Source organism: Nostoc sp. C052, assembly GCF_013393905.1.
Lineage (GTDB): Bacteria > Cyanobacteriota > Cyanobacteriia > Cyanobacteriales > Nostocaceae > Nostoc.
Genome location: NZ_CP040272.1, coordinates 5,031,505 through 5,050,507, shown reverse-complemented (window position 1 = coordinate 5,050,507; position 19,003 = coordinate 5,031,505). Strand labels below are relative to the sequence as shown.

At 41.5% G+C, this 19,003-nt stretch carries 23 protein-coding genes; 7 read left to right on the top strand and 16 right to left on the bottom strand.

Translation table 11 applies throughout. The annotated features are described in order from the left end of the window. The first annotated feature begins 260 nt into the window (after positions 1-260). Positions 261-758, top strand: a complete 498-nt coding sequence (locus tag FD723_RS20850; RefSeq protein WP_179067052.1) for an FHA domain-containing protein — start codon at positions 261-263, stop codon at positions 756-758. A gap of 82 nt (positions 759-840) precedes the next feature. On the opposite strand, the gene FD723_RS20845 is transcribed toward FD723_RS20850, so the two are convergent. Further along, positions 841-1,188: a hypothetical protein gene (locus FD723_RS20845; RefSeq protein WP_179067051.1), complete on the bottom strand. Its 348-nt coding sequence runs from the start codon at positions 1,186-1,188 to the stop codon at positions 841-843. A gap of 185 nt (positions 1,189-1,373) precedes the next feature. Between FD723_RS20845 and FD723_RS20840 the strand changes: the two genes are divergently transcribed. After that, positions 1,374-2,294, top strand: coding sequence for a TIGR01777 family oxidoreductase (locus FD723_RS20840; protein ID WP_179067050.1), 921 nt, complete (start codon positions 1,374-1,376; stop codon positions 2,292-2,294). Positions 2,295-2,417: 123 nt separating this feature from the next. On the opposite strand, the gene FD723_RS20835 is transcribed toward FD723_RS20840, so the two are convergent. From FD723_RS20835 to FD723_RS20825, 3 genes are all read right to left on the bottom strand, one after another. Next, positions 2,418-2,663: a hypothetical protein gene (locus FD723_RS20835; RefSeq protein WP_179067049.1), complete on the bottom strand. Its 246-nt coding sequence runs from the start codon at positions 2,661-2,663 to the stop codon at positions 2,418-2,420. Between the two features lie 106 nt (positions 2,664-2,769). Continuing rightward, the gene (locus tag FD723_RS20830; protein WP_179067048.1) at positions 2,770-3,192 is read right to left on the bottom strand and encodes a M48 family metallopeptidase; all 423 of its coding nucleotides are present in this window, start codon (positions 3,190-3,192) and stop codon (positions 2,770-2,772) included. Positions 3,193-3,278: 86 nt separating this feature from the next. Beyond that, complete coding sequence (locus tag FD723_RS20825; RefSeq protein ID WP_179069217.1) at positions 3,279-3,635, bottom strand: iron-sulfur cluster assembly accessory protein; 357 nt, start codon at positions 3,633-3,635, stop codon at positions 3,279-3,281. A 499-nt stretch (positions 3,636-4,134) separates the two neighbouring features. On the opposite strand from FD723_RS20825, the gene FD723_RS20820 reads away from it, so the two are divergent. From FD723_RS20820 to FD723_RS20805, 4 genes are all read left to right on the top strand, one after another. Further along, the gene (locus FD723_RS20820) at positions 4,135-5,769 is read left to right on the top strand and encodes a hypothetical protein (protein WP_179067047.1); all 1,635 of its coding nucleotides are present in this window, start codon (positions 4,135-4,137) and stop codon (positions 5,767-5,769) included. A gap of 1,791 nt (positions 5,770-7,560) precedes the next feature. After that, positions 7,561-7,737, top strand: coding sequence for a CopG family transcriptional regulator (locus FD723_RS20815; RefSeq protein WP_179067046.1), 177 nt, complete (start codon positions 7,561-7,563; stop codon positions 7,735-7,737). A 276-nt stretch (positions 7,738-8,013) separates the two neighbouring features. Continuing rightward, positions 8,014-9,453 carry a 9,9'-di-cis-zeta-carotene desaturase gene (gene zds / locus FD723_RS20810; protein ID WP_179067045.1) on the top strand — a complete coding sequence of 480 codons (1,440 nt, stop codon included), beginning with the start codon at positions 8,014-8,016 and terminating at the stop codon, positions 9,451-9,453. 44 nt (positions 9,454-9,497) lie between these two features. Further along, positions 9,498-9,941: an SRPBCC family protein gene (locus FD723_RS20805; RefSeq protein WP_179067044.1), complete on the top strand. Its 444-nt coding sequence runs from the start codon at positions 9,498-9,500 to the stop codon at positions 9,939-9,941. Between the two features lie 74 nt (positions 9,942-10,015). On the opposite strand, the gene FD723_RS20800 is transcribed toward FD723_RS20805, so the two are convergent. The 7 genes from FD723_RS20800 to FD723_RS20770 form a co-directional block, all read right to left on the bottom strand. Further along, a complete protein-coding gene (locus tag FD723_RS20800) occupies positions 10,016-10,234 on the bottom strand; it encodes a type II toxin-antitoxin system HicB family antitoxin (RefSeq protein ID WP_179067043.1) in 219 nt (72 codons plus the stop codon). After that, the gene (locus FD723_RS20795) at positions 10,227-10,439 is read right to left on the bottom strand and encodes a type II toxin-antitoxin system HicA family toxin (protein WP_179067042.1); all 213 of its coding nucleotides are present in this window, start codon (positions 10,437-10,439) and stop codon (positions 10,227-10,229) included. The genes FD723_RS20800 and FD723_RS20795 overlap by 8 nt, the downstream gene beginning before the upstream one ends. 97 nt (positions 10,440-10,536) lie before the next feature. Further along, positions 10,537-10,848 carry a HigA family addiction module antitoxin gene (locus FD723_RS20790; RefSeq protein WP_179067041.1) on the bottom strand — a complete coding sequence of 104 codons (312 nt, stop codon included), beginning with the start codon at positions 10,846-10,848 and terminating at the stop codon, positions 10,537-10,539. 11 nt (positions 10,849-10,859) lie between these two features. Next, entirely contained in the window at positions 10,860-11,162 is a 303-nt protein-coding gene (locus FD723_RS20785) for a type II toxin-antitoxin system RelE/ParE family toxin (protein WP_179067040.1), read from the bottom strand. A 101-nt stretch (positions 11,163-11,263) separates the two neighbouring features. Continuing rightward, complete coding sequence (locus tag FD723_RS20780) at positions 11,264-11,500, bottom strand: 2Fe-2S iron-sulfur cluster-binding protein (protein WP_069073076.1); 237 nt, start codon at positions 11,498-11,500, stop codon at positions 11,264-11,266. An 82-nt stretch (positions 11,501-11,582) separates the two neighbouring features. Continuing rightward, entirely contained in the window at positions 11,583-13,067 is a 1,485-nt protein-coding gene (gene cobQ / locus FD723_RS20775) for a cobyric acid synthase CobQ (protein WP_179067039.1), read from the bottom strand. 217 nt (positions 13,068-13,284) lie between these two features. Beyond that, entirely contained in the window at positions 13,285-13,689 is a 405-nt protein-coding gene (locus tag FD723_RS20770) for an Npun_F0494 family protein (protein WP_179067038.1), read from the bottom strand. A gap of 194 nt (positions 13,690-13,883) precedes the next feature. Here FD723_RS20770 and FD723_RS20765 point away from each other — a divergent pair, with 194 nt between their 5' ends. Continuing rightward, the gene (locus tag FD723_RS20765; protein ID WP_179067037.1) at positions 13,884-14,321 is read left to right on the top strand and encodes a peroxiredoxin; all 438 of its coding nucleotides are present in this window, start codon (positions 13,884-13,886) and stop codon (positions 14,319-14,321) included. A gap of 78 nt (positions 14,322-14,399) precedes the next feature. Here the strand turns inward: FD723_RS20765 and FD723_RS20760 are convergent, their stop codons facing one another. From FD723_RS20760 to FD723_RS20740, 5 genes are all read right to left on the bottom strand, one after another. Then, complete coding sequence (locus FD723_RS20760; protein WP_179067036.1) at positions 14,400-14,798, bottom strand: hypothetical protein; 399 nt, start codon at positions 14,796-14,798, stop codon at positions 14,400-14,402. Between the two features lie 36 nt (positions 14,799-14,834). Then, complete coding sequence (locus tag FD723_RS20755) at positions 14,835-15,722, bottom strand: ABC transporter permease (RefSeq protein ID WP_179067035.1); 888 nt, start codon at positions 15,720-15,722, stop codon at positions 14,835-14,837. A gap of 119 nt (positions 15,723-15,841) precedes the next feature. Next, positions 15,842-16,861, bottom strand: coding sequence for an ABC transporter ATP-binding protein (locus FD723_RS20750; RefSeq protein WP_179067034.1), 1,020 nt, complete (start codon positions 16,859-16,861; stop codon positions 15,842-15,844). A 287-nt stretch (positions 16,862-17,148) separates the two neighbouring features. After that, the gene (locus FD723_RS20745) at positions 17,149-18,618 is read right to left on the bottom strand and encodes an aminotransferase class I/II-fold pyridoxal phosphate-dependent enzyme (RefSeq protein WP_179067033.1); all 1,470 of its coding nucleotides are present in this window, start codon (positions 18,616-18,618) and stop codon (positions 17,149-17,151) included. Positions 18,619-18,744: 126 nt separating this feature from the next. Next, positions 18,745-18,912, bottom strand: coding sequence for a hypothetical protein (locus FD723_RS20740; protein ID WP_179067032.1), 168 nt, complete (start codon positions 18,910-18,912; stop codon positions 18,745-18,747). Positions 18,913-19,003 lie beyond the last annotated feature (91 nt).

The following is a 19,003-nucleotide window of genomic DNA, read 5'->3' as shown; positions in this document are numbered from 1 at the left end:
TTGTGGGATGGGCAACATGAGCGCCTTATTGACTGGGCGTTCATGTTACCCACGCCACAATATTGGATAATTTATTTCTTGGGGTTCCCTAAAGTTAAACTGAGTCGGTATTCAAGTTTTATCGGCTCACAAACCTTTTTTAGACACTTACCAAAGCTATCATAGCTACTGGAGTAGAACGGACATGTTCTACTCTTTCAAGGTATCATGCAATTTTAAAGCTTATTTAGATCAGCACCACAGATTTATGGTGCGCGAAAATGACAGGATACGATACTAAACAAATCTTGATTAATTATAGTTCCACCGATTTGTCAATGGCAGCAGAAACCAATGAAAACCATCTACTGATTATTGAAGACGATCAAGGTCGCAAAGAATTTTCTCTAGAGCACCCCGTCTACTCTATCGGTAGAGATCGCGAATGTAATATCCGTTTGATGTCGCAGTTTGTCTCCCGCCGCCATGCCACATTAGTGAGATTGCCACGAGAGCATAATAGTCATAGCTACTATTACCGGATTGTAGATGGCGATGTCAAAGGTAAGCCTAGTTCTAACGGTTTGATGATTAATGGACGCAAGATACCAGCCCACGATCTCAGAAATGAAGACGAGATCGTTTTTGGCCCTCAAGTACGTGCCATTTATTACCTTTTAAGAAACACCCAACGTTTAGGACAAACGGATTCGAGTGAATACGACATTACACTAATAAACCCCGGTATGGCCGAGGATTTAGAGGATATAGGAGAGTGAATTATAACTACCAATCACTAACAATCACAGTCTGACATTCCCACAACTTTAAGCAGTGGGAGTGTCAATTCAATCACCAAAGCTATCCTGCAAGACTTTCAATCAAATGCCAATGGCGGCTATTTTCAATAGCCTGCTTGATAAATTCAAACATTTGTCGGCAGTAATTATCTAATTGAAGTGGTAGTTCTTCGTTTTTAATCACAATACTCATCCGGGTTTCTGTTTCAGTAGATTTTGATTTGTCAATCAGTACTTCTACTGTTACCAATTTAGGAAAAGGAACATTGCCAGGAACTTGACGAGCGATAATGTAATCGCCCGTGTGGTATTGAATATCCAACTGACAGTCCTGTAGAAGTTCTACAAGTAACGGCAACAGATGGTCACTAGGAACAGAAACAACAAATGAACAGGTATAGCGAGCCATAATAGCCCCACGCCTTGCAACACTCCGTCCATCCTATAATACCGAAGCATCTAAACACATAGTCATTAACAAAGCAAAGTTTTTGAGATCAGGCATTACCAACATCTGTTCTATGCACAAGGAAAGTGCCGTAAGCTGAAAGCTGGATCAAAAACTTTACAATAAAGGTTTGGCTGAGATAGAAAATGAAAGTCGCAATTACTGGAGCAACAGGATTTGTTGGTAATCTTTTGGTACAACGACTCCACGCTAAAGGTCATAAGATCGTAGTATTAACTCGGAACACCGCCTTTGCTCAAAAGGTTTTTCCATCTGAAGCTTTTCCCAATATAGAAATTGTTGCCTATACACCAAATGCATCCGGTTCTTGGCAAAGTGTCATCTCTAGTTGTGATGGTGTAGTTAATTTGGCAGGAGAACCCATTGGTGAAGGACGTTGGACACCTGAACGGAAACAAGAAATCCTTAATAGTCGAAAGTTAGGCACACAAAAAATAGTTGAGGCAATAGCTAACGCTAACCCCAAACCTACAGTTTTAATTAACGCTTCCGCTATTGGTTACTACGGCACCAGTGAAACAGCCACCTTTGATGAAACAAGTCTGTCTGGTAACGATTTTCTAGCCCAAGTCTGCCAAGCCTGGGAAGCAGAGGCAACAAAGGTAAAAGATAGTGGTGTAAGGCTAGTAATTCTGCGTTTTGGGATTGTTTTGGGCAATGGTGGTGCTTTAGGTAAAATGATTCCGCCTTTCAAACTCTTCGCGGGTGGGCCTATTGGCAGCGGGCGTCAGTGGTTCTCATGGATTCACGTAAACGACTTAGTTAACCTAATTTTGCAAGCTTTAAGTAAATCGGAAATAGAAGGTATATATAATGCCACTGCCCCTAACCCGGTTCGGATGGCAGATTTAAGCCAAACTTTGGGACAAGTTATGAATCGCCCTTCTTGGTTGCCTGTTCCTGCTTTTGCGATCGAAGCTCTTTTAGGAGACGGGGCTATAGTAGTTTTAGAAGGTCAGCAAGTCATTCCAAAACGCACCGTAGAAACTGGCTTTGAGTACAAATATCCTAATTTGCAATCAGCATTAACACAAATTCTTAATTAAAAGGGACTGGGGACTGGGGACTAGGGATTGGGCAAAACAGACGAGAGGCGCAGAGGAGAAAAATTTTACCCCTGCTAATCTGCTTCTTTTTCATTACCCAGTCCCTAATTTCCAGTCCCCAGTCTATTGACTAGAAAGAAATTTTTTGGAAACCCAACTGGTAATACCGCTAAGAATGGCACCGCCCATGAGGATGCCGATCGCTGGGTTAAATAAGGGTTGCCACAGTTGATGCCACAAATCCAAGCCCAGGTTTACTCCTACGGCATCACCGATCGCAGCGATCGCTAACCAGCCAAAGCCAAACAAAACCAAAAAAACATCTGCGACTAAAGCCATGTTTAGCCAATTTAACAATTTATCTTTCATGATTCGAGTGGGGATTGGGGATTGGGGGATTGGGGACTGGGAATTGGGAAGAAACAACTTAGAGACTGACTTCAATAAATTCCCCCTAGTCCCCAATCCCCAATCATCATTCTTCAAACAACCAATTTTTGACTTTTTTCAAACTCTGCCAATCTGGTTTTCTACTTAAACCGTCTTCAATACTATTTTTTATTTCATCACTCCATTCTTCATTGACAAAAATCAACTGCTGTGCTATGTCAATGTGTTCTCGTAAACCTTTTTGACCTGTTTCTAGCATTGCTAGGGCGAGATTTATTCTGGCTTGGGGATCTTGTGGATTTAACTTGACTGCTTTCTGTCCAGCTTTGTAAGCCAGATTGGGTTTGTTATCAAGTAGATACAACCACGTTAAACAAACCCAAGCAGCACTAGTTTTAGGAGCGCGATCGCACACTTCTTTAAACACAGGGATTAAAGATTCTACTGATTCTCCAGCTTTATAGCGTTCTAAACCTGTATCAAACAGGGATTCAACTGTTTGAGTCATAGTAAATTAATCATGAGTCATTAGTCGTTGGTCATTTATCATTTGTCTTTAGTCCAATGACAAGGGACAAATGACAAATGACAATATTACACCCCAAATGACTTGCCGCAACCACAAGTTTGGTTAGCATTGGGGTTAGTGAATTGGAAACCACCGCCAATCATGGCATCGCTATAATCGAGCATTAAGCCGTAGAGATATAAAAGACTCTTGCGATCGCTGACAATTTTGAAGCCATCATAGTCAAAAACTTCATCCTGGGGGGTGATCTTGCTAGTGTCTTCAAAGTCCATCATGTAAGACATCCCAGAACAGCCACCCTGACGCACTCCTACCCGTAAGCAGAAGTCTGTGCCTTGCTTGTCCCGGAGGGATTTTACCTGGTGCAATGCGGCTTCGCTCAACAGAATTCCGCGTTGTTGAGCCTGAATTGCTTGTGTCATCTGCTTTTTAAACTCCTTAATTAGTCTAAGCGTTACCCGATATCGGCTTGTTAATGCCTCTGGGTGGCTCTTGAGTGTTTTTGTATTCATTCTAGCGACTTCTAAGGCGCTAGATACCAAATTGTAAACACTCTGTTAAAAGCAGCCAAAGATTTTTATTCTAGAATTGAGAGACTCAGTATATTTATACGAGAAGGCAGGAGGCAGGAAGAAAGAATTATGAATGAAAACTTTAGTTCTCGGTATAAAATCCAGTTTAAAAAGAAGAATTGTATCAAGTCATTTAACCCGTGCTGAGTAAAATCCCAGTCTCTAGAACATTTTCATACAAGGCTTAAAAAACTCATTTCATCGGGATTACCTTCTGCCCCCTGCCCCCTCCCCCTTCTTCCTAAGCCCTGCCCTGAGAAGCAACAACCCTTCAGGTGCAGCCATAAAAATTTAATCCGAGACCAACTATCTCCCAAAGTTTACTTCCAAATTGCTTCTTTTGATCTCTATGACAAGTTTTAATCGCTCTACCAGTCGTCGGTTGAAGAAATTAACTCAAATTCCTTCTGTATGGGAGGGCGATCGCCGTCCGTTGTCATCACCAAACCAGTTCTCAGACTCAGAGGCAAAGGGAGAATGCATTCTTTGGGTAGATTACTCCCAAGGTGTTGTTCGAGGCATGGACATAGTAGCCTCAGATATTGGCCCAGAAGCAATAGTTCGCACCTTAATGCAAGCTATGGAGCATCCCCAGAGTCCGGCAAGACCTGCCAGACCCCAAAGAATTGTAGTCAAAGACCGCGAGATCCAATTTTACCTGCGGGGAGTGTTACAAGATTTGGATATTGCCATTGACTACGCACCAGAACTGCCTTTAATTGACGAACTATTTCGTGGATTTGCTGACATTCTCGATAGTCAAACCCCCGACTTACCCCCACAGTATGCACAAATCTTACGAGAAAAAGCATTTGCAATTTGGCAAGCAGCACCTTGGGAATTTTTAGAAGAACAGCAAATTTTGTCAATTGAGATTAATAAGTGGGATGTTGGTACACTCTATGCCTCAGTCATGGGAATGCTGGGAATGGAATATGGGATTTTGTTTTATCGTTCAGAAGAGTCTTTAAAACAATTTCGCGCCGCAGTTTTAACAGATCAAGAATCCACAGAGCATTTAGAAGAAGCCTTCCTCAAGCAAGATTGCTTGTTTCTCACTTTTGAGAGTGCTGATGAAACCGATGAAGATGAGGATGAAGAAGATGATTTGGCGGATCTGCCATTATCAGAAATTGACCCCACCTTCGGTAATATCCACCCCTTAGAAGGACTACGGTCTGTTTTGTACGACGAAGAAGCATTGGTAATCTTGGTTGCGATCGAAAGCCTGAGCCGCTTTATTCGCGATCACCGTCGCCAGCTTCATGAAGATATCTTCCCGACTGTGGGTCGTCGCTATCGTATTTCTCTACCGCAGTCGGAAGAATCATCAACTAAATCTGTGCCTGTGACAGTCTCTACCATGCCGCAGTTAGCCGCAGAATTAGAGGAAATGGCAGGTTTTGATATTGACGATCAAGAGATTGACAACCCTGACTTTCAATCATTGCAAGATGACTTGATACCAGAAGATTCCTTTCTCAGCTTAGGTGTGGTGTCCTGGGAAATGTTGGAGTATCTGCGAAAGGGAGTCAGCTACCATCAGGCTGGTGAAATCAAACAAGTGGGTGATGGTTTGCCAGTAATTTTAATTCAAACTTCCCGACCCAAGGCGAAAACTGTAATTGAAAGAATTGAAGCAACAGGCGGACTGAGAGCAATTTGCTTTAATCCAGGTGCTAACCCCTTCGATGGCGATCGCTACGACCTGGGTTTATTGCAAACTCAAAATGGTGAATTGTTCCTATTTGGTGAATTTTTAGACGAAGATCCGACTCATGTCGAAGCCCGAAAAAAATGGAATCAGCGGTGTAAAAATACTAAGGGCTACTGTGGTTTAATCATTGCTAAAGGACTAACGGGAGCTTCCCGTGGCAATCCTCAGTTACGAGATATGATGGCTTTGTTTGAAGCGCGATCGCTCTCACCCAAAGATTTAGGTATTGGCACTCTCCAATTGATGCCCCAACTTAAATTTGAATAGTTGCACAAATTTCCATAATTTTCAATCTCACATTGATTTAAGGGGTGCAAAAAATTCTCAAAATCCTCCAATTGAGCGGGGGATTTTGGAGGATCTTCAATAGTTGCGGTTTTGTACAAAGATGTGTGTAAACCGTAGTTATAACGTTTCCCGATAAGCCTAAGGTACACCCGTATGGGATATCCCATACACCTTGGGATATAATGTTGTACCTCATCTGAATAGGAAACGCTATATACCAATTTAAAAAATGATTGCGACAGATGGTTTCACAAAAACCAGACACAGAAAGCGATTCCCAATCCAAAATCTAAAATCTAAAATTCAAAATGGTATTACTAAGAGATGGGTGGATTATCTGTCGGAAACATTTGTGGAATTGGTATAGCTTTACCTTAAGTTCATGAAGTACCTGTATTTTCATAATTTTTCATTCATCTCATTGAAATATATTCAGTATAAATAGCTACAAAGTACTAAAGACTATCTGCAAAGTTTGCTTTAATCAAACCTAACTGATGCATTTAGATATCTGAATCTTTTTTAGCAAGTTTTTTGTTTGAGCATTTTCTTCTATATCAATATCATTAAGCAAAAGCTCAGATGTATATATTTTTCTTTGTAATTTTTTTATAAAGCATGAAAAATAGCTGATTGAATGTCTAAATGAAGATTATTTAAAGTACGTAAATAATGGCTATAATGAACAAACCACCGGAGGAGATTGAAATATACAATTATTTTTATAGGTATACTTACCAAATAGTAAATAGTTGTAACTCAATTTTTTCTGGCAATAGTTTATCTCTTAGCTTAAATCTGATAAGAAGATTTGCTGTTGAATTTTTAGTGCCATGATTGACTAAAAATTATTTACATAACCTATAGATAGATGAATAGGAAAAATGCAAAACAGTCGTTGGATTGAAAGCAAATTATATCGCTAGAGGAAAGATAAAAAATACGCAAAATTTAATCGTATATTTACGGGAACTTTAGTGTAAAAGCATGAAATAAAACTAAAATATTATTATCGGTAACAGTCAATTAACATCATACTGACCTGGATTAATTCATCTGTGTGAAATTACAGATAATGCTGTCAAAATTTACCAAAATAATTGGCTATTTACACCCATTAGACTGAGTTTTGTTCCCTTTTTTATGGCTACTACATTGACACTGAAAAGCAATCAGCTTGATCGAGGTAAGCCAAAATTTATAGCCGTTCAAGTAGCTCTAACTTCTTGCTTACAGTAATGGGTGCAGATGGGAGTTTGTTCTGGAGCGATCGCTTATTTGCCTACTTGATAAGTGACTATTCACGCTCTACACAAACCACTCTAACCCGCCTGTAAGGCAGCATTTCAGCACGATTGTGATTCTGAAGTTTTATTTTCTAGTGTTCTAGCCGATGTTCTCTCCAAACAGGTTTGGCGAACTTAGTTAAGAGAGAAGGTCAAATGCTTTCGATGAAGAATAACTTTGTAAATCTTCATTGAGTCAACAGTAGGTATCTCAAATTGATTTATCAAATTTCATTGTCAGTCTTTACTCATGCTGTTAGTAGGGTTATTATCTTCAAAAGCAACTATGTGCTAATTATGCTGTCACAATAGTAACAAATAAAGTATCGCTTTTTGATTTTTTTAGAAAATTATGAATCCTTTGACAAAACGAACATTTTTAATATTAATGGTATTACTTGTTTCCTGAGACAAACTCTGATAACCTTATCGGTTCCCTCATTAATTTAGACTCTTTCGACCATCTAAATATACAGCAGATAGCATGATAATGACAAATAAAAAATGGGCCGTTAAACGCATAACAGTAAATCTCGCAACACAGGAAGCGGAAAAACTAGAAAAATATTGTCAGCAAACAGGTAGACCTGCAACTGACGTGATTCGTGAACTCATTAGAAGTTTGCCTGTCTCCGACGATAGTAAAGATGCAAATAAGTAAGAAGTTACTTTCATGACTTATCCAGAAAACTGCTTTGCCACCAAAAAAATATCTATGATACTTTTGAGAGTCCGCTGCTATGGACAAGAGTTTGTCTAGATGATCCAGACGCGTTTTTCTCGCGTCTGGTCATTAGCTGAGACTAAAAGAAGTAATCAAAGAGGTTTTAGTATCGATATTGCCATGCCTTAATATGCTGGTGGAGTTGATATTAAGTAGCAAATTCCGACACCAACCCAGTTACAATCTGTAAAGAAACTGAAAAGGAACGACGGAATGCGTGTTGCAATCGTAGGTGCGGGACTGGCTGGACTAGCAACCGCAATAGATCTAGCTGATGCTGGTTGTGAAGTCGAGATTTTTGAGTCTCGTCCGTTTGTGGGTGGTAAAGTTGGCAGTTGGGTTGATGGAGATGGCAACCATCTAGAAATGGGGCTGCATGTATTTTTCGGGTGCTACTACCAACTATTTGACTTAATGAAGAAAGTGGGGGTGTTAGAAAACTTACGCCTCAAGGAACATACCCACACTTTCATTAACAAAGGGGGCCAGACTGGTGCTTTAGATTTTCGCTTTCTTACAGGTGCGCCTTTCAATGGTTTAAAGGCATTTTTCACTACTTCCCAACTATCGTTGCAGGATAAATTGCAAAATGCGATCGCTTTGGGTACTAGTCCGATAGTGCGCGGATTGGTAGACTTTAACGGGGCGATGAAAACCATCCGCAATTTGGATAAAATTAGCTTTGCTGATTGGTTCCGCAGTCATGGTGGCAGTAATGGCAGCATTAAGCGTCTGTGGAATCCCATTGCCTACGCATTGGGGTTTATTGATTGCGAAAATATGTCTGCCCGTTGTATGTTAACGATATTCCAGTTATTTGCAGTCAGAACTGAAGCTTCAGTTTTACGAATGCTGGAAGGTTCCCCTTATGAATATTTACACAAGCCCATTCTGGAATATCTGGAAGTTAGAGGCACTAAAGTTTACACACGTCGGCAGGTGCGGGAAATTCAGTTTACTGAGTCAGATGAACAAACCCGCGTCACTGGTATAGCAGTCGCCCAAGGCGATGCCGTAGAAACTATCACTGCTGATGCTTACGTTTTTGCCTGTGATGTTCCAGGAATTCAACGCATCTTACCCCAGGAGTGGCGTAAGTGGTCAGAATTTGACAATATTTACAAACTTGATGCAGTGCCAGTGGCGACAGTGCAGTTACGCTTCGATGGTTGGGTAACGGAACTGAAGGATAAAGAGCAACGTAAACAGCTAAACCACGCGGCTGGAATTGATAATTTACTTTACACAGCCGATGCTGACTTTTCTTGTTTTGCCGATTTGGCGTTGACTAGCCCTGCTGATTATTATCGCCCAGGACAGGGATCTTTGTTACAGCTAGTGCTGACACCGGGAGATCCGTTTATTGCCCAAAGTAATGAAGCGATCGCACAGCATGTCCTCAAGCAAGTCCATGAACTGTTTCCCTCATCGCGGGAGCTAAATATGACTTGGTACAGTGTGGTAAAACTCGCTCAGTCTCTCTACCGAGAAGCGCCAGGAATGGATGCGTACCGTCCCAACCAAAAAACACCAGTAGATAACTTCTTCCTTGCTGGCAGTTATACTCAGCAAGATTACATCGACAGTATGGAAGGTGCTACTATTTCTGGACGGCGTGCGGCAAAAGTAATTTTAGAGAGTTTGAAGAAATAACGAATTGCGATCGCGCAGCGTCTCGTAGAGAAGGAAGAAGAGAAATGTCAGACTGGTTAGAGCATACTGTGCAGGTAGAAGTAGAGGCTCCCATAGATTTAGTATGGAGCCTCTGGTCTGATTTGGAGCAAATGCCTCGGTGGATGAAGTGGATTGATTCAGTGAAAATTCCGCCGGATAATCCAGATATATCTCTTTGGAAATTAAAGACGGGTAGTCTAGAATTTAATTGGCAATCCCGAATTCTCAAAGTTGTTCCCAACCAAATTATCCAATGGGAATCGGTTGATGGTTTGCCGAATCAGGGAGCAATTCGCTTTTACGATCGCCACAATAGTAGCATTGTGAAAATGACTATTTCCTACGCCATTCCCGGCATTATTGGCAAAATTATGGATAACTTATTTTTGGGACGGATAGTTGAATCGACAATTCAAGCTGATTTGGAAAGGTTTAAAGAATATGCGTTAAACATTAAATCTAGTTAAGCAAAGATGGACTTTGTTAATAGTAAGTTTCCTTATATTATTGTGATAAAGCTGTGAGAATTTAAGATCCTAAACTATGCAGCTTTATAAACTGTTGGTTCTGGAAGTGAACCACCCGTAGCTTCATAAGCAATAATTAGAGACTCTAAGGCTTCAATTCCATTTGCCACCGCTAACTCATAAGTATCACCATGAGTCCGCCAGTGTTGTCCTGGAAAATCAGGGAATCCTACTAAATAGCAATCATCTTCATCAGACCATTGAATAAGCATTTGGTACTTCAGCTTACTCATCTTCTTTCTTCTCCTCTAATTTTTTAATTGCCTGTTTTACTTCCTTTTCTTGGTAACGTTTGGCATCTGCTCCATCTTTGCCTAAAAGCGTAATTTTTCCATCATACAAAGGATGCACCCAGTTAGTGTGACTGCCTTTTCCTGGGACTTCTGTAAAACCTGATTGGCAAAGCATTTGCTTCAGTTCCCGGATTTTCTTTGGCATTAATTTTATTAAAAAATGCGATCGCCGCACTAAGAAACAATGGGTCAAACTTTCTTGCTGTCTATCCCAAAAATCTAATCAATCATTAGATTTTTGTTTATGCATTGACTTGCTTGTACTCAGATAATATCCGGGGCGAAATAGTTGCCTGAATTTCTTCACCCATTTTTTCTTCAGCTAGTCTAAGCTCATAATTCTTTTGTAAATTCATCCACAACTCTGCACCAGTACCAAACCATTGACCCAATCGTAATGCTGTATCAGCAGTAATTGCCCGTTCACCATTAATTATTTCAGTAATACGATTTGTTGGTACATGAAGGATACGTGCTAACTCACTTGCACTCATCTGCAATTCATGAAGCTCATCAGCAAGAATTTTTCCAGGATGGATGGGTGGCCGTGCCATGTTGTTCTCCTTTAAGGATGATAGTCTGTAATTTCGATGTTGAAAGGTTTAGATTCTTCGTCTGGCCAATTGAAACAAATTCGCCATTGCTTATTGATCCGAATGCTATATTGACCTTTTCGATCACCCTCTAAAGACTCAAAATGGTTGCTCGGTAGTTTCATCAAAGATTCTTTGTTAGTAGCGGCATCTAATATATCAAGTCGTTTGTATGCTTGGTCTGTAAAAGCCTGAAACTCCTTGACCCTCTCACCTAAAGCAAACCGCTCCGTCCTTTTATCTTTAAATTTTGGATACTTGTCTGACGGAGACATAAATTAGTAATGGTAGATATTATGCGTTATGTAACTCATAAGTTATTCTATCTACAATAATCCGCATACTATACCAGTGCTTGTCAAGAACAGGGCCGACATTACCAAGTAGGATCGCTAAATAAATTAATCGTCAATTCCTCGCGTGGCGGTACTGCGGTGATACAAGCGCGAATAATCTCTCCATCTTCTAATTCGACAGTGCAAGCGTGACAAGACCCCATTAGACAACCGGTGGGAATAAATACCCCAGCCCGGTCTGCTACATCTAAGAGAGCTTCGCCTACTTCAGCATCTACTGTGACATCATCTGGTAAAAAGCGGACACGAACAATCATTGGTCATTAGTCATTGGTCATTGGTCATTGGTCATTGGTCATTTACTAATGACACTCTGATCGAAAAAATACGCACTTTAGTTTAAGACAAAAATGGAGTTAAGTCTAAATGGCTTTCTACTTCAGTGGCTAGGGAGTCCAAAATCTGCTCTCGTTGTTCTCGGTAGTTAGCAACACCTGTGGGCAAAGATTTTAAACCGCGCTGTTGACGGAGGCGATTTAACCAAGCCCGTCGCCAAGGGCCGTTGTCAAAAAGCCCGTGGAGGTAACTTCCCCACACCGATTGACAACTATCTACTAATCCTAAATTAATATCGTCAAATAGGGCATGGTACGATTGGGGGTCTATGCCTTGTTGTTCAATGCGCGATCGCCCTTGGTGAATTTCAAAGCCATTAACTGGCAAGCCCTGTTGTGGATAATTTGAGCTAACTTGGCGCTGGCGGGCGATTTTTTGTCCGGTAATTACGGTTCTGATTGGTAAAAGATTTAACCCTTGAAATCTGCCTGCTTGTCCTTCTATCCCTTCTGGATCGGCAATGATTTGACCGAGCATTTGATAGCCACCGCAGATACCTAAAACCGTTCCGCCAGATGCAGCATAGTTCTGAATTGCTTCTGCCATACCGCTTTTTTGTAGCAGTAGCAAATCAGAAATTGTGGTCTTTGTACCTGGGATAATCACTGCATCAGGATGTCCCAAATCTTGCTTAGGGCTAAGATATTTTACTGAAACTGTACTTTCTGATTCCAGTGGGTCAAAGTCGGTGAAGTTGGCAATTCTTGGTAAGCGGATGACAGCAATATTGAGGTCAGTTTGGGCTTTACTTGATGACGATTGACGTTCTAGCAAGTCAAGAGAATCCTCTGCTGGAAACATTTCTTGTAAATAAGGTATAACACCGACAACGGGGATACCTGTACGTTCTTCTAACCATTTTATGCCTGGATCTAGGAGCGATCGCTGTCCTCGGAATTTGTTAATGACTATACCCTTAATTAAGGCGCGTTCATCTGGTTCTAATAACTCTAAAGTGCCAACAACATGGGCAAAAGCACCACCCCGATCAATATCAACTACTAACATGGTTGGCGCATTTAAATATTTGGCCACCCGCATATTAGTTAAATCGCGGTGCTTGAGGTTAATCTCCGCTGGACTACCAGCACCTTCACAAACCACCAAGTCAAACTCTGTTCCTAAATGCTGTAGCGATTCTTCAATTGTCCGCCATCCCAGTTCAAAATATTGCTCGTAGTAATCTGAAGCACTCACTTTGCCTACAGACCTACCTTTGATAATTACTTGAGAAGTCATATCCCCTTGGGGTTTGAGTAAAATCGGGTTCATTTCTACCCAAGGCACGACTCCCGCCGCCCAAGCTTGCACTGCTTGGGCATAGCCAATTTCTCCACCACTGGCAGTCACATAAGCATTTAAAGCCATATTTTGACCTTTGAAGGGAGCCACTCGCCAACCACGCCGCGACAGAATGCGACAAATAGCTGTAGTTAAAAGTGATTTCCCTGCATGAGATGTTGTCCCCACCACCATAATTGATTTCATAGTCGCTATCACTTAGTTTTTCAAGATACAGGGTTAATTTTTAGGAGCGAACAACAGTGGGGCAGGCGAGATGAAATAATACATCATGCCCAATGCCCACCATAACAATCACAAACTTCAATTAGATGATTATGGTAAAGACTTCATGAATAGATGTGATGTTTCCGTATATATTGTTCCCTTTGATTCCCTAATCCTAACTCTTGGGGTTTTGATTCTAAAAAGGTATCCGTAACCAACGAATCACAGCATCATAGAAACGATCGCGCCATGAAGGAGTACGCCAATTTCTTCCTTGATATTGTTCGACTAACTGGCGTCCCAAAGGAGTGAGGCGAAAACTATCTGTAATCCCCTGTCCATCGACTTCTCGCCGCAATACACCCACTTGAATTAGCCAGCCCAAGGCGTTATCACAGGCTAATTCTGATAAAGGGCGCTTGGTATAGCCATGCTTGAGTCCATTTTCTAGAGCGATCGCAGTTAATGACACACTCTGGTGTCTCATCACTTCAAATAAAGATACATTAAAGGGTGAACACACTAGCGATCGCTCGGCTCTTTCTACTGTGCTTTGAGGATAGACAAAAATATTTGGGTTTTGGGAATCAACAACAGGCATTGTGTATGGGGAGAAATTTTTCTTTTCAAAAAGATTAATTGAAGAATATATTTTTTATTGCAACAAATACCCCATTAAACCAAAATTAGTTACCTAAAGTATAGTTATGCTATTTTTTAGTAATTATATTTAATCATTATAAATTAATGTAAAATTTCAAGTGCATCAACAATCTGAAACAGGAAAGGTTAATTATGCCTCTAGCAGTTGGTACGGATGCACCTGCATTTACCGCCAAAGATACAAACGGCAACACAGTCTCTTTATCTGATTTTGCCGGAAAGACAGTGGTTTTGTATTTTTACCCCAAAGATGACACGCCAGGCTGCACCAAACAAGCCTGTAGTTTTCGGGATGCCCAGTCTCAATATCAAGGCAAAGATATTGTAGTCTTGGGAGTTAGTGCAGATGATGAAGTCTCCCATCAGGCATTCACTCAAAAATATAATTTGAATTTTCCCCTACTGGCAGACAGCGATAAATCCCTTATCAAAGCTTTCGATGTGGATGGCGGTGGTTATGCCAAGCGCGTCACTTACGTAATTGACCCTAACGGCAAAATTACCCATGTTGACGCTAGTGTAAATACTACCACCCATGCTAGCGATGTTTTAGCTGCACTTGGGCTGTAGTTTTTTACCTGATAATTAAGGATTTTTTAAATCTTTTCAACCCCAAGCCTGTAGTGGCTTGGGGTTCTTTGTTTGAATTCAGTTACCTGATGACGGTGTAACCGATGGCGGCGTAGTTGATGGTAGTATAATCGTTGGCGAACTGGGGGTTGCTTGCCGTTGTTGACCTTGAATTAATTTTTGTTGCCTTGCTTTAAAGGCTGCTGCTGCTGAGTTTAGTTCTTCGTTCTGTTGGTCAGAATTCCAGTTGAGAGTCCCAAAATTCGCCCGATGAATCAGGTCAAACATATTGAAATTATCTGAGTTTGACCGCGCGAAAGGATCGGTATTTTGGTCTGTGGTACTATTACTGGGAAAAGCATCGGTTGGACTACTGACTTGAGCGGAACTGGGTTGAGCCATCAGCAAGGAAGCAAAGGTAATCCCTGCTGCCGTAGCTACAAACAGACTAGTAATTTGTAAAAATGGTTTTTTCATGGGGTTTCTACCCTAAAATTTATCTATTTTATCTCTTTAAGCAAGAGTGCGACGCAGTTGGGGTTGAATACTTAGTAAGGCGACTAGGGCAAAGCCAAACAACACCAGCAACGCTCCCCCAAAGGTAACATTGCCCCAAGGAGCCTGCATCACTACACTACCTAATTCCCAATCACTGTGGAAATAGAGATAGCGAATTGGTTCGATCGCATAGCTAAGAGGATTCAGGGTAGCGATAACCTGTAACCATTGAGGCATGAAAGATAGAGGTGCTAAAGCAGTACTCGCAAACAATAATGGTAAGTTAGTGACAAAAATCACTGCAATCAATTCAATATGTCCGGGTAGAGCAAAAGCTAAACCGAGGGAGATGGCTGTTACACCCAAAGCTAGAAGCAAGACAATGAGAGCGATCGCACTCAAACCCACTGCATCGGGTAGTCCAGCCCCTAAGAATGCTGCTGCTGCAACAATTACGGCTGCTTGCAGCAAACTTTGGCTGATGATGAAGATTGCCGAAGCAAAAACAATAGAAAACCGCGATGCTAATGGTGCTACCAGCAAACGATTCAAAAAGCCGAACTCACGGTCAAACATTACGGGTAAACCAGCATTCAGTGCCCCAGCAAAGGCTGTAAACACAATAATGCCAGCAGCTAAAAATTGACCGTAATTTGTTGTATTGCCAAATATACCTTTGGGAGCATTTTGGAATAATGCACCAAATAGTACTAACCACATTACTGGTTGAATAATTCCAGCAATTAAAGATGAGGGACGGCGTTGCAACTGAATAAACAAGCGACGAGTTAAAGCCAACGTCTCTTGTACCAATTCACCGAAAAAGTTAGACGCAATATTAGCATCTACTTGCGGCGATGCTAATGGCTGCCAATTGATATCAGATTTAGGAGTCACACTCATAGCAATTTTGGATTTTGGATTTTGGATTTTAGATTGGGGATTGGAATTAGGGGAGAGGTGACAGGTGACAGGGAATAATCTGTACCCTGTCACCTATTCTCTTCTTCACTCCCCATTCCCTACCTCATATTTTGCTTTTTCTCAGCTTTCGGATCGCGGGTGGCGACGGCTGCCAGTTCTGCATCTAATAAGGTGCGTCCTGTGGCGGCAAGGTAAACGTCATCGAGGCTGGGGCGAGATTGGGCGATGCCAAATATGGGTAAGCCAGCGGTTTTCAGCGCTTGCTGTATGTTAATCAAAACATCGTTCTGAGGTGTCACCACTAAATTAAGGGAGTTACCTTGAGCGCTGTTGATGATTACTTCTTGGACAAATGACAAAGGTTTCAGGAGGTTTTTGGCTTTTTCAGCTTCCTCAATGGGGGAAAATTCGCGGATTCGCAAGGTGATGCGATCGCCCCCTACTTGATCTTTCAGTTGTGAAGGTGTACCACTAGCAATCACAACGCCGCGATCTATAATTGCCACGCGATCGGCTAGGGCGTCAATTTCTTCTAAATAATGGCTGGTAATTACTACCGTCGTCCCAGAGGCGCGTAATTTTCTCAAGAAATCCCACACCACAAAACGGGTTTCTATGTCAAGCCCTACAGTTGGCTCATCCAACACCAAAACATCTGGTGCATGGAGCAACCCAGCAGCCAAGTCTAGGCGCTTGCGTAAACCGCCAGAGTAGGTTCCTGTTTTTTTATTGGCGTATTCTTGCAAACCGAGTAAATCTAATACCGTCTCAATACGCTGTTTGGCTACTGCGCCTGGGAGGTGATAAAGTGCTGCTTGCAATTGCAGCAGTTCTTTTCCAGTCAGCACCTTATCTATAGCGACTTCCTGAGCTACATAGCCTAGTCGTTGTCTTGCTACTCTTGGATTATCTAACACAGAGATGCCAGATACTTCGATTTTGCCTGCATCCGGTGTGGTCAGGGTACACAAGGCACGCAAGGTAGTAGTTTTCCCAGCACCGTTGGGGCCAAGTAAACCAAAGATTTCTCCTGGTTCTACTTGAAAGGAAACATCTTGGACGGCAACCACTGTGCCGTAGCGCTTTTGCAAATTTTGAATGAAAACGGCGGGAGCCATGACAGCTGATCCCCAACTATACAAATCTCAATAAAGTCTATCCTTATTGTAGAAGGTAGGGAGTAAGGAAATAGCGCATGAGCGAAATATCTATAAATAAATTCGCGTCATGCGCTATGCTGCCAAAAATTTCTAGCTATTTTAAGCAAGTTATTGGATTGCATTTGTAGCGAAACAAACCAAATACTAAAGCAATTAATCTTAAACCTGGAAGATTTGTCGGCTCTGGAACCTGAGTACGAGTGAGAGGCTTAGGCCGAGTGTAGTACTTCGTTGAGACATCTGTGTTATTTCACAACTTTCAAAGTTTTGAGGCTAATGTCATTGCAACCGCTGATAAATCCCCCCATAGCCTGGATTTGTTGTAGGTATTCCAGGACAGATTTAGTGATGAATTCTCCCGGCATTAACACAGGAATTCCTGGGGGATAGGGACAGATGATTTCGGCGCAGATGCGTTTATCAGTTTGTGACAGAGGTAGTGTTTCACTGACCGCAAAAAAAGCTTCACGGGGAGAAAGTTGTAAATCATAACTCGGTGTTTTATCAAGATTTTGCCAAACTTGCTTTTTAACTATTGAATCAGTTCGGCGATATTCTTTTGCGAGGGTGGTAAAACCTTGCACTAATTGCTCAATATCAGCTGAGGTATTACCCAAACTAATGATAAAGGTGAGATGTTGCAGTGAGGCGAATTCAGCAGTAACACTTAATTTCTCATCCAAAATTTCATCTGCTTCAAATCCGGTTAAGCCTAAAGCAGAAACCGTGACAGTTAGTCGTGTTTTATCTAAAGCTACAAAGCCGGGAGATTCAGCTAACTGAGGCATTTCCAAAACTGATAATCCAGGAATTTGACTGATTCTGGTTCTAGCTTCGTCAGCAAGTAACAAAGTACGAGACATCAGCATTTTTCCGTGGAGTGCCATTTGCTGACGCGCTGCATCTAAAGAAGCTAAAAGTACATAACTAGGACTGGTAGACTGTACAAGTTGCAAAGCTTTACTGATGCGATCGCCATCTATTCTATTACCTTGGATATGCAGCATTGATGCTTGTGTCATTGCACCAAGTACCTTGTGGATGGATTGTACAGCTAAATCCGCACCTGCGGCTAAAGCTGAAGTGGGTAATTCGGGATGAAAGGCAAAGTGTGCGCCGTGTGCTTCGTCTACGAGTAGAGGGATATTATATTGATGTGTAATGTTGGCGATCGCACTCAAATCTCCACAAACGCCGTAGTATGTTGGATAAACTATCAACACTGCTTTCGCATCTGGATGCTGTTGGAGTGCAGATTGTACAGCATTAGGTGTGATACTGTGGGCAATATCTAAAACTGGATCGTATTCAGGATTGAGAAAAATTGGTATTGCACCAGAGAGAATTAAACCTGCGATCGCAGAAGAATGTACATTGCGAGGCAAAATGATTTTATCGCCTGTGCCACAGGTAGCGAGAATTGCTGCTTCAATCCCACAGGTAGAACCATTGACAAGGAACCATGTTTGCGAAGCACCAAAGGCCTCAGCCGCCAGTTGTTGTGCTTCTTGAATCACGCCTTGGGGTGCAAAGAGATTATCTAAATCTGCTAATTCAGTTAAATCAGCGCGAAAGACGGCTTTACCAAGTAAATCAGCCAAAGGTTGAGAAATTCCCTCACCTAGTTTATGTCCTGGAGTGTAAAAAGGCGCATGAGGTCTTGCTGCATTGGCTTTTAAGGCATCTAATAAAGGTATTTGGTTTTGATTGAGCATTTTTGGATAAACGAACCGTGAATGATAAAATTTAAAGTCTGTTAGGTCATATTCATAGACGTGAACAAAATTAAATTTTTTTATCTGGAAGTCCCTAACCACTCACTGATTTACGAGGGACTACGCCTACATAATTTTACTTAAATTATGATTTTCATGAACAAACGCATCGTTTTTATCAACAGACGCATCGTTTTCATGAACAAACACATCGCGTTCATGAACAAACACATCGTTTTCATGAACAAACACATCGCGTTCATCAACAAACACATCATTTTCATGAACAAACACATCGCGTTTATCAACAAAATTATTTGATTAAAGGAGCAATACTTTTTCTGCCAGACGCTACGGGTAGCTTGCTACTCCATCAGAGTAGGTT

What these genes read in the sequence shown, in the direction of transcription:
- FD723_RS20820 (WP_179067047.1), top strand. Translation starts at nt 4,135, where the DNA reads ATGACAAGTTTTAATCGCTCTACCAGTCGTCGGTTGAAGAAATTAACT.
- FD723_RS20815 (WP_179067046.1), top strand. Translation starts at nt 7,561, where the DNA reads ATGATAATGACAAATAAAAAATGGGCCGTTAAACGCATAACAGTAAAT.
- FD723_RS20760 (WP_179067036.1), bottom strand. Translation starts at nt 14,798, where the DNA reads ATGAAAAAACCATTTTTACAAATTACTAGTCTGTTTGTAGCTACGGCA.
- zds (WP_179067045.1), top strand. Translation starts at nt 8,014, where the DNA reads ATGCGTGTTGCAATCGTAGGTGCGGGACTGGCTGGACTAGCAACCGCA.
- FD723_RS20795 (WP_179067042.1), bottom strand. Translation starts at nt 10,439, where the DNA reads ATGCCAAAGAAAATCCGGGAACTGAAGCAAATGCTTTGCCAATCAGGT.
- FD723_RS20755 (WP_179067035.1), bottom strand. Translation starts at nt 15,722, where the DNA reads ATGAGTGTGACTCCTAAATCTGATATCAATTGGCAGCCATTAGCATCG.
- FD723_RS20840 (WP_179067050.1), top strand. Translation starts at nt 1,374, where the DNA reads ATGAAAGTCGCAATTACTGGAGCAACAGGATTTGTTGGTAATCTTTTG.
- FD723_RS20835 (WP_179067049.1), bottom strand. Translation starts at nt 2,663, where the DNA reads ATGAAAGATAAATTGTTAAATTGGCTAAACATGGCTTTAGTCGCAGAT.
- FD723_RS20830 (WP_179067048.1), bottom strand. Translation starts at nt 3,192, where the DNA reads ATGACTCAAACAGTTGAATCCCTGTTTGATACAGGTTTAGAACGCTAT.
- FD723_RS20825 (WP_179069217.1), bottom strand. Translation starts at nt 3,635, where the DNA reads ATGACACAAGCAATTCAGGCTCAACAACGCGGAATTCTGTTGAGCGAA.
- FD723_RS20805 (WP_179067044.1), top strand. Translation starts at nt 9,498, where the DNA reads ATGTCAGACTGGTTAGAGCATACTGTGCAGGTAGAAGTAGAGGCTCCC.
- FD723_RS20780 (WP_069073076.1), bottom strand. Translation starts at nt 11,500, where the DNA reads ATGATTGTTCGTGTCCGCTTTTTACCAGATGATGTCACAGTAGATGCT.
- FD723_RS20845 (WP_179067051.1), bottom strand. Translation starts at nt 1,188, where the DNA reads ATGGCTCGCTATACCTGTTCATTTGTTGTTTCTGTTCCTAGTGACCAT.
- cobQ (WP_179067039.1), bottom strand. Translation starts at nt 13,067, where the DNA reads ATGAAATCAATTATGGTGGTGGGGACAACATCTCATGCAGGGAAATCA.
- FD723_RS20770 (WP_179067038.1), bottom strand. Translation starts at nt 13,689, where the DNA reads ATGCCTGTTGTTGATTCCCAAAACCCAAATATTTTTGTCTATCCTCAA.
- FD723_RS20785 (WP_179067040.1), bottom strand. Translation starts at nt 11,162, where the DNA reads ATGTCTCCGTCAGACAAGTATCCAAAATTTAAAGATAAAAGGACGGAG.
- FD723_RS20745 (WP_179067033.1), bottom strand. Translation starts at nt 18,618, where the DNA reads ATGCTCAATCAAAACCAAATACCTTTATTAGATGCCTTAAAAGCCAAT.
- FD723_RS20850 (WP_179067052.1), top strand. Translation starts at nt 261, where the DNA reads ATGACAGGATACGATACTAAACAAATCTTGATTAATTATAGTTCCACC.
- FD723_RS20790 (WP_179067041.1), bottom strand. Translation starts at nt 10,848, where the DNA reads ATGGCACGGCCACCCATCCATCCTGGAAAAATTCTTGCTGATGAGCTT.
- FD723_RS20750 (WP_179067034.1), bottom strand. Translation starts at nt 16,861, where the DNA reads ATGGCTCCCGCCGTTTTCATTCAAAATTTGCAAAAGCGCTACGGCACA.
- FD723_RS20765 (WP_179067037.1), top strand. Translation starts at nt 13,884, where the DNA reads ATGCCTCTAGCAGTTGGTACGGATGCACCTGCATTTACCGCCAAAGAT.
- FD723_RS20800 (WP_179067043.1), bottom strand. Translation starts at nt 10,234, where the DNA reads ATGAGTAAGCTGAAGTACCAAATGCTTATTCAATGGTCTGATGAAGAT.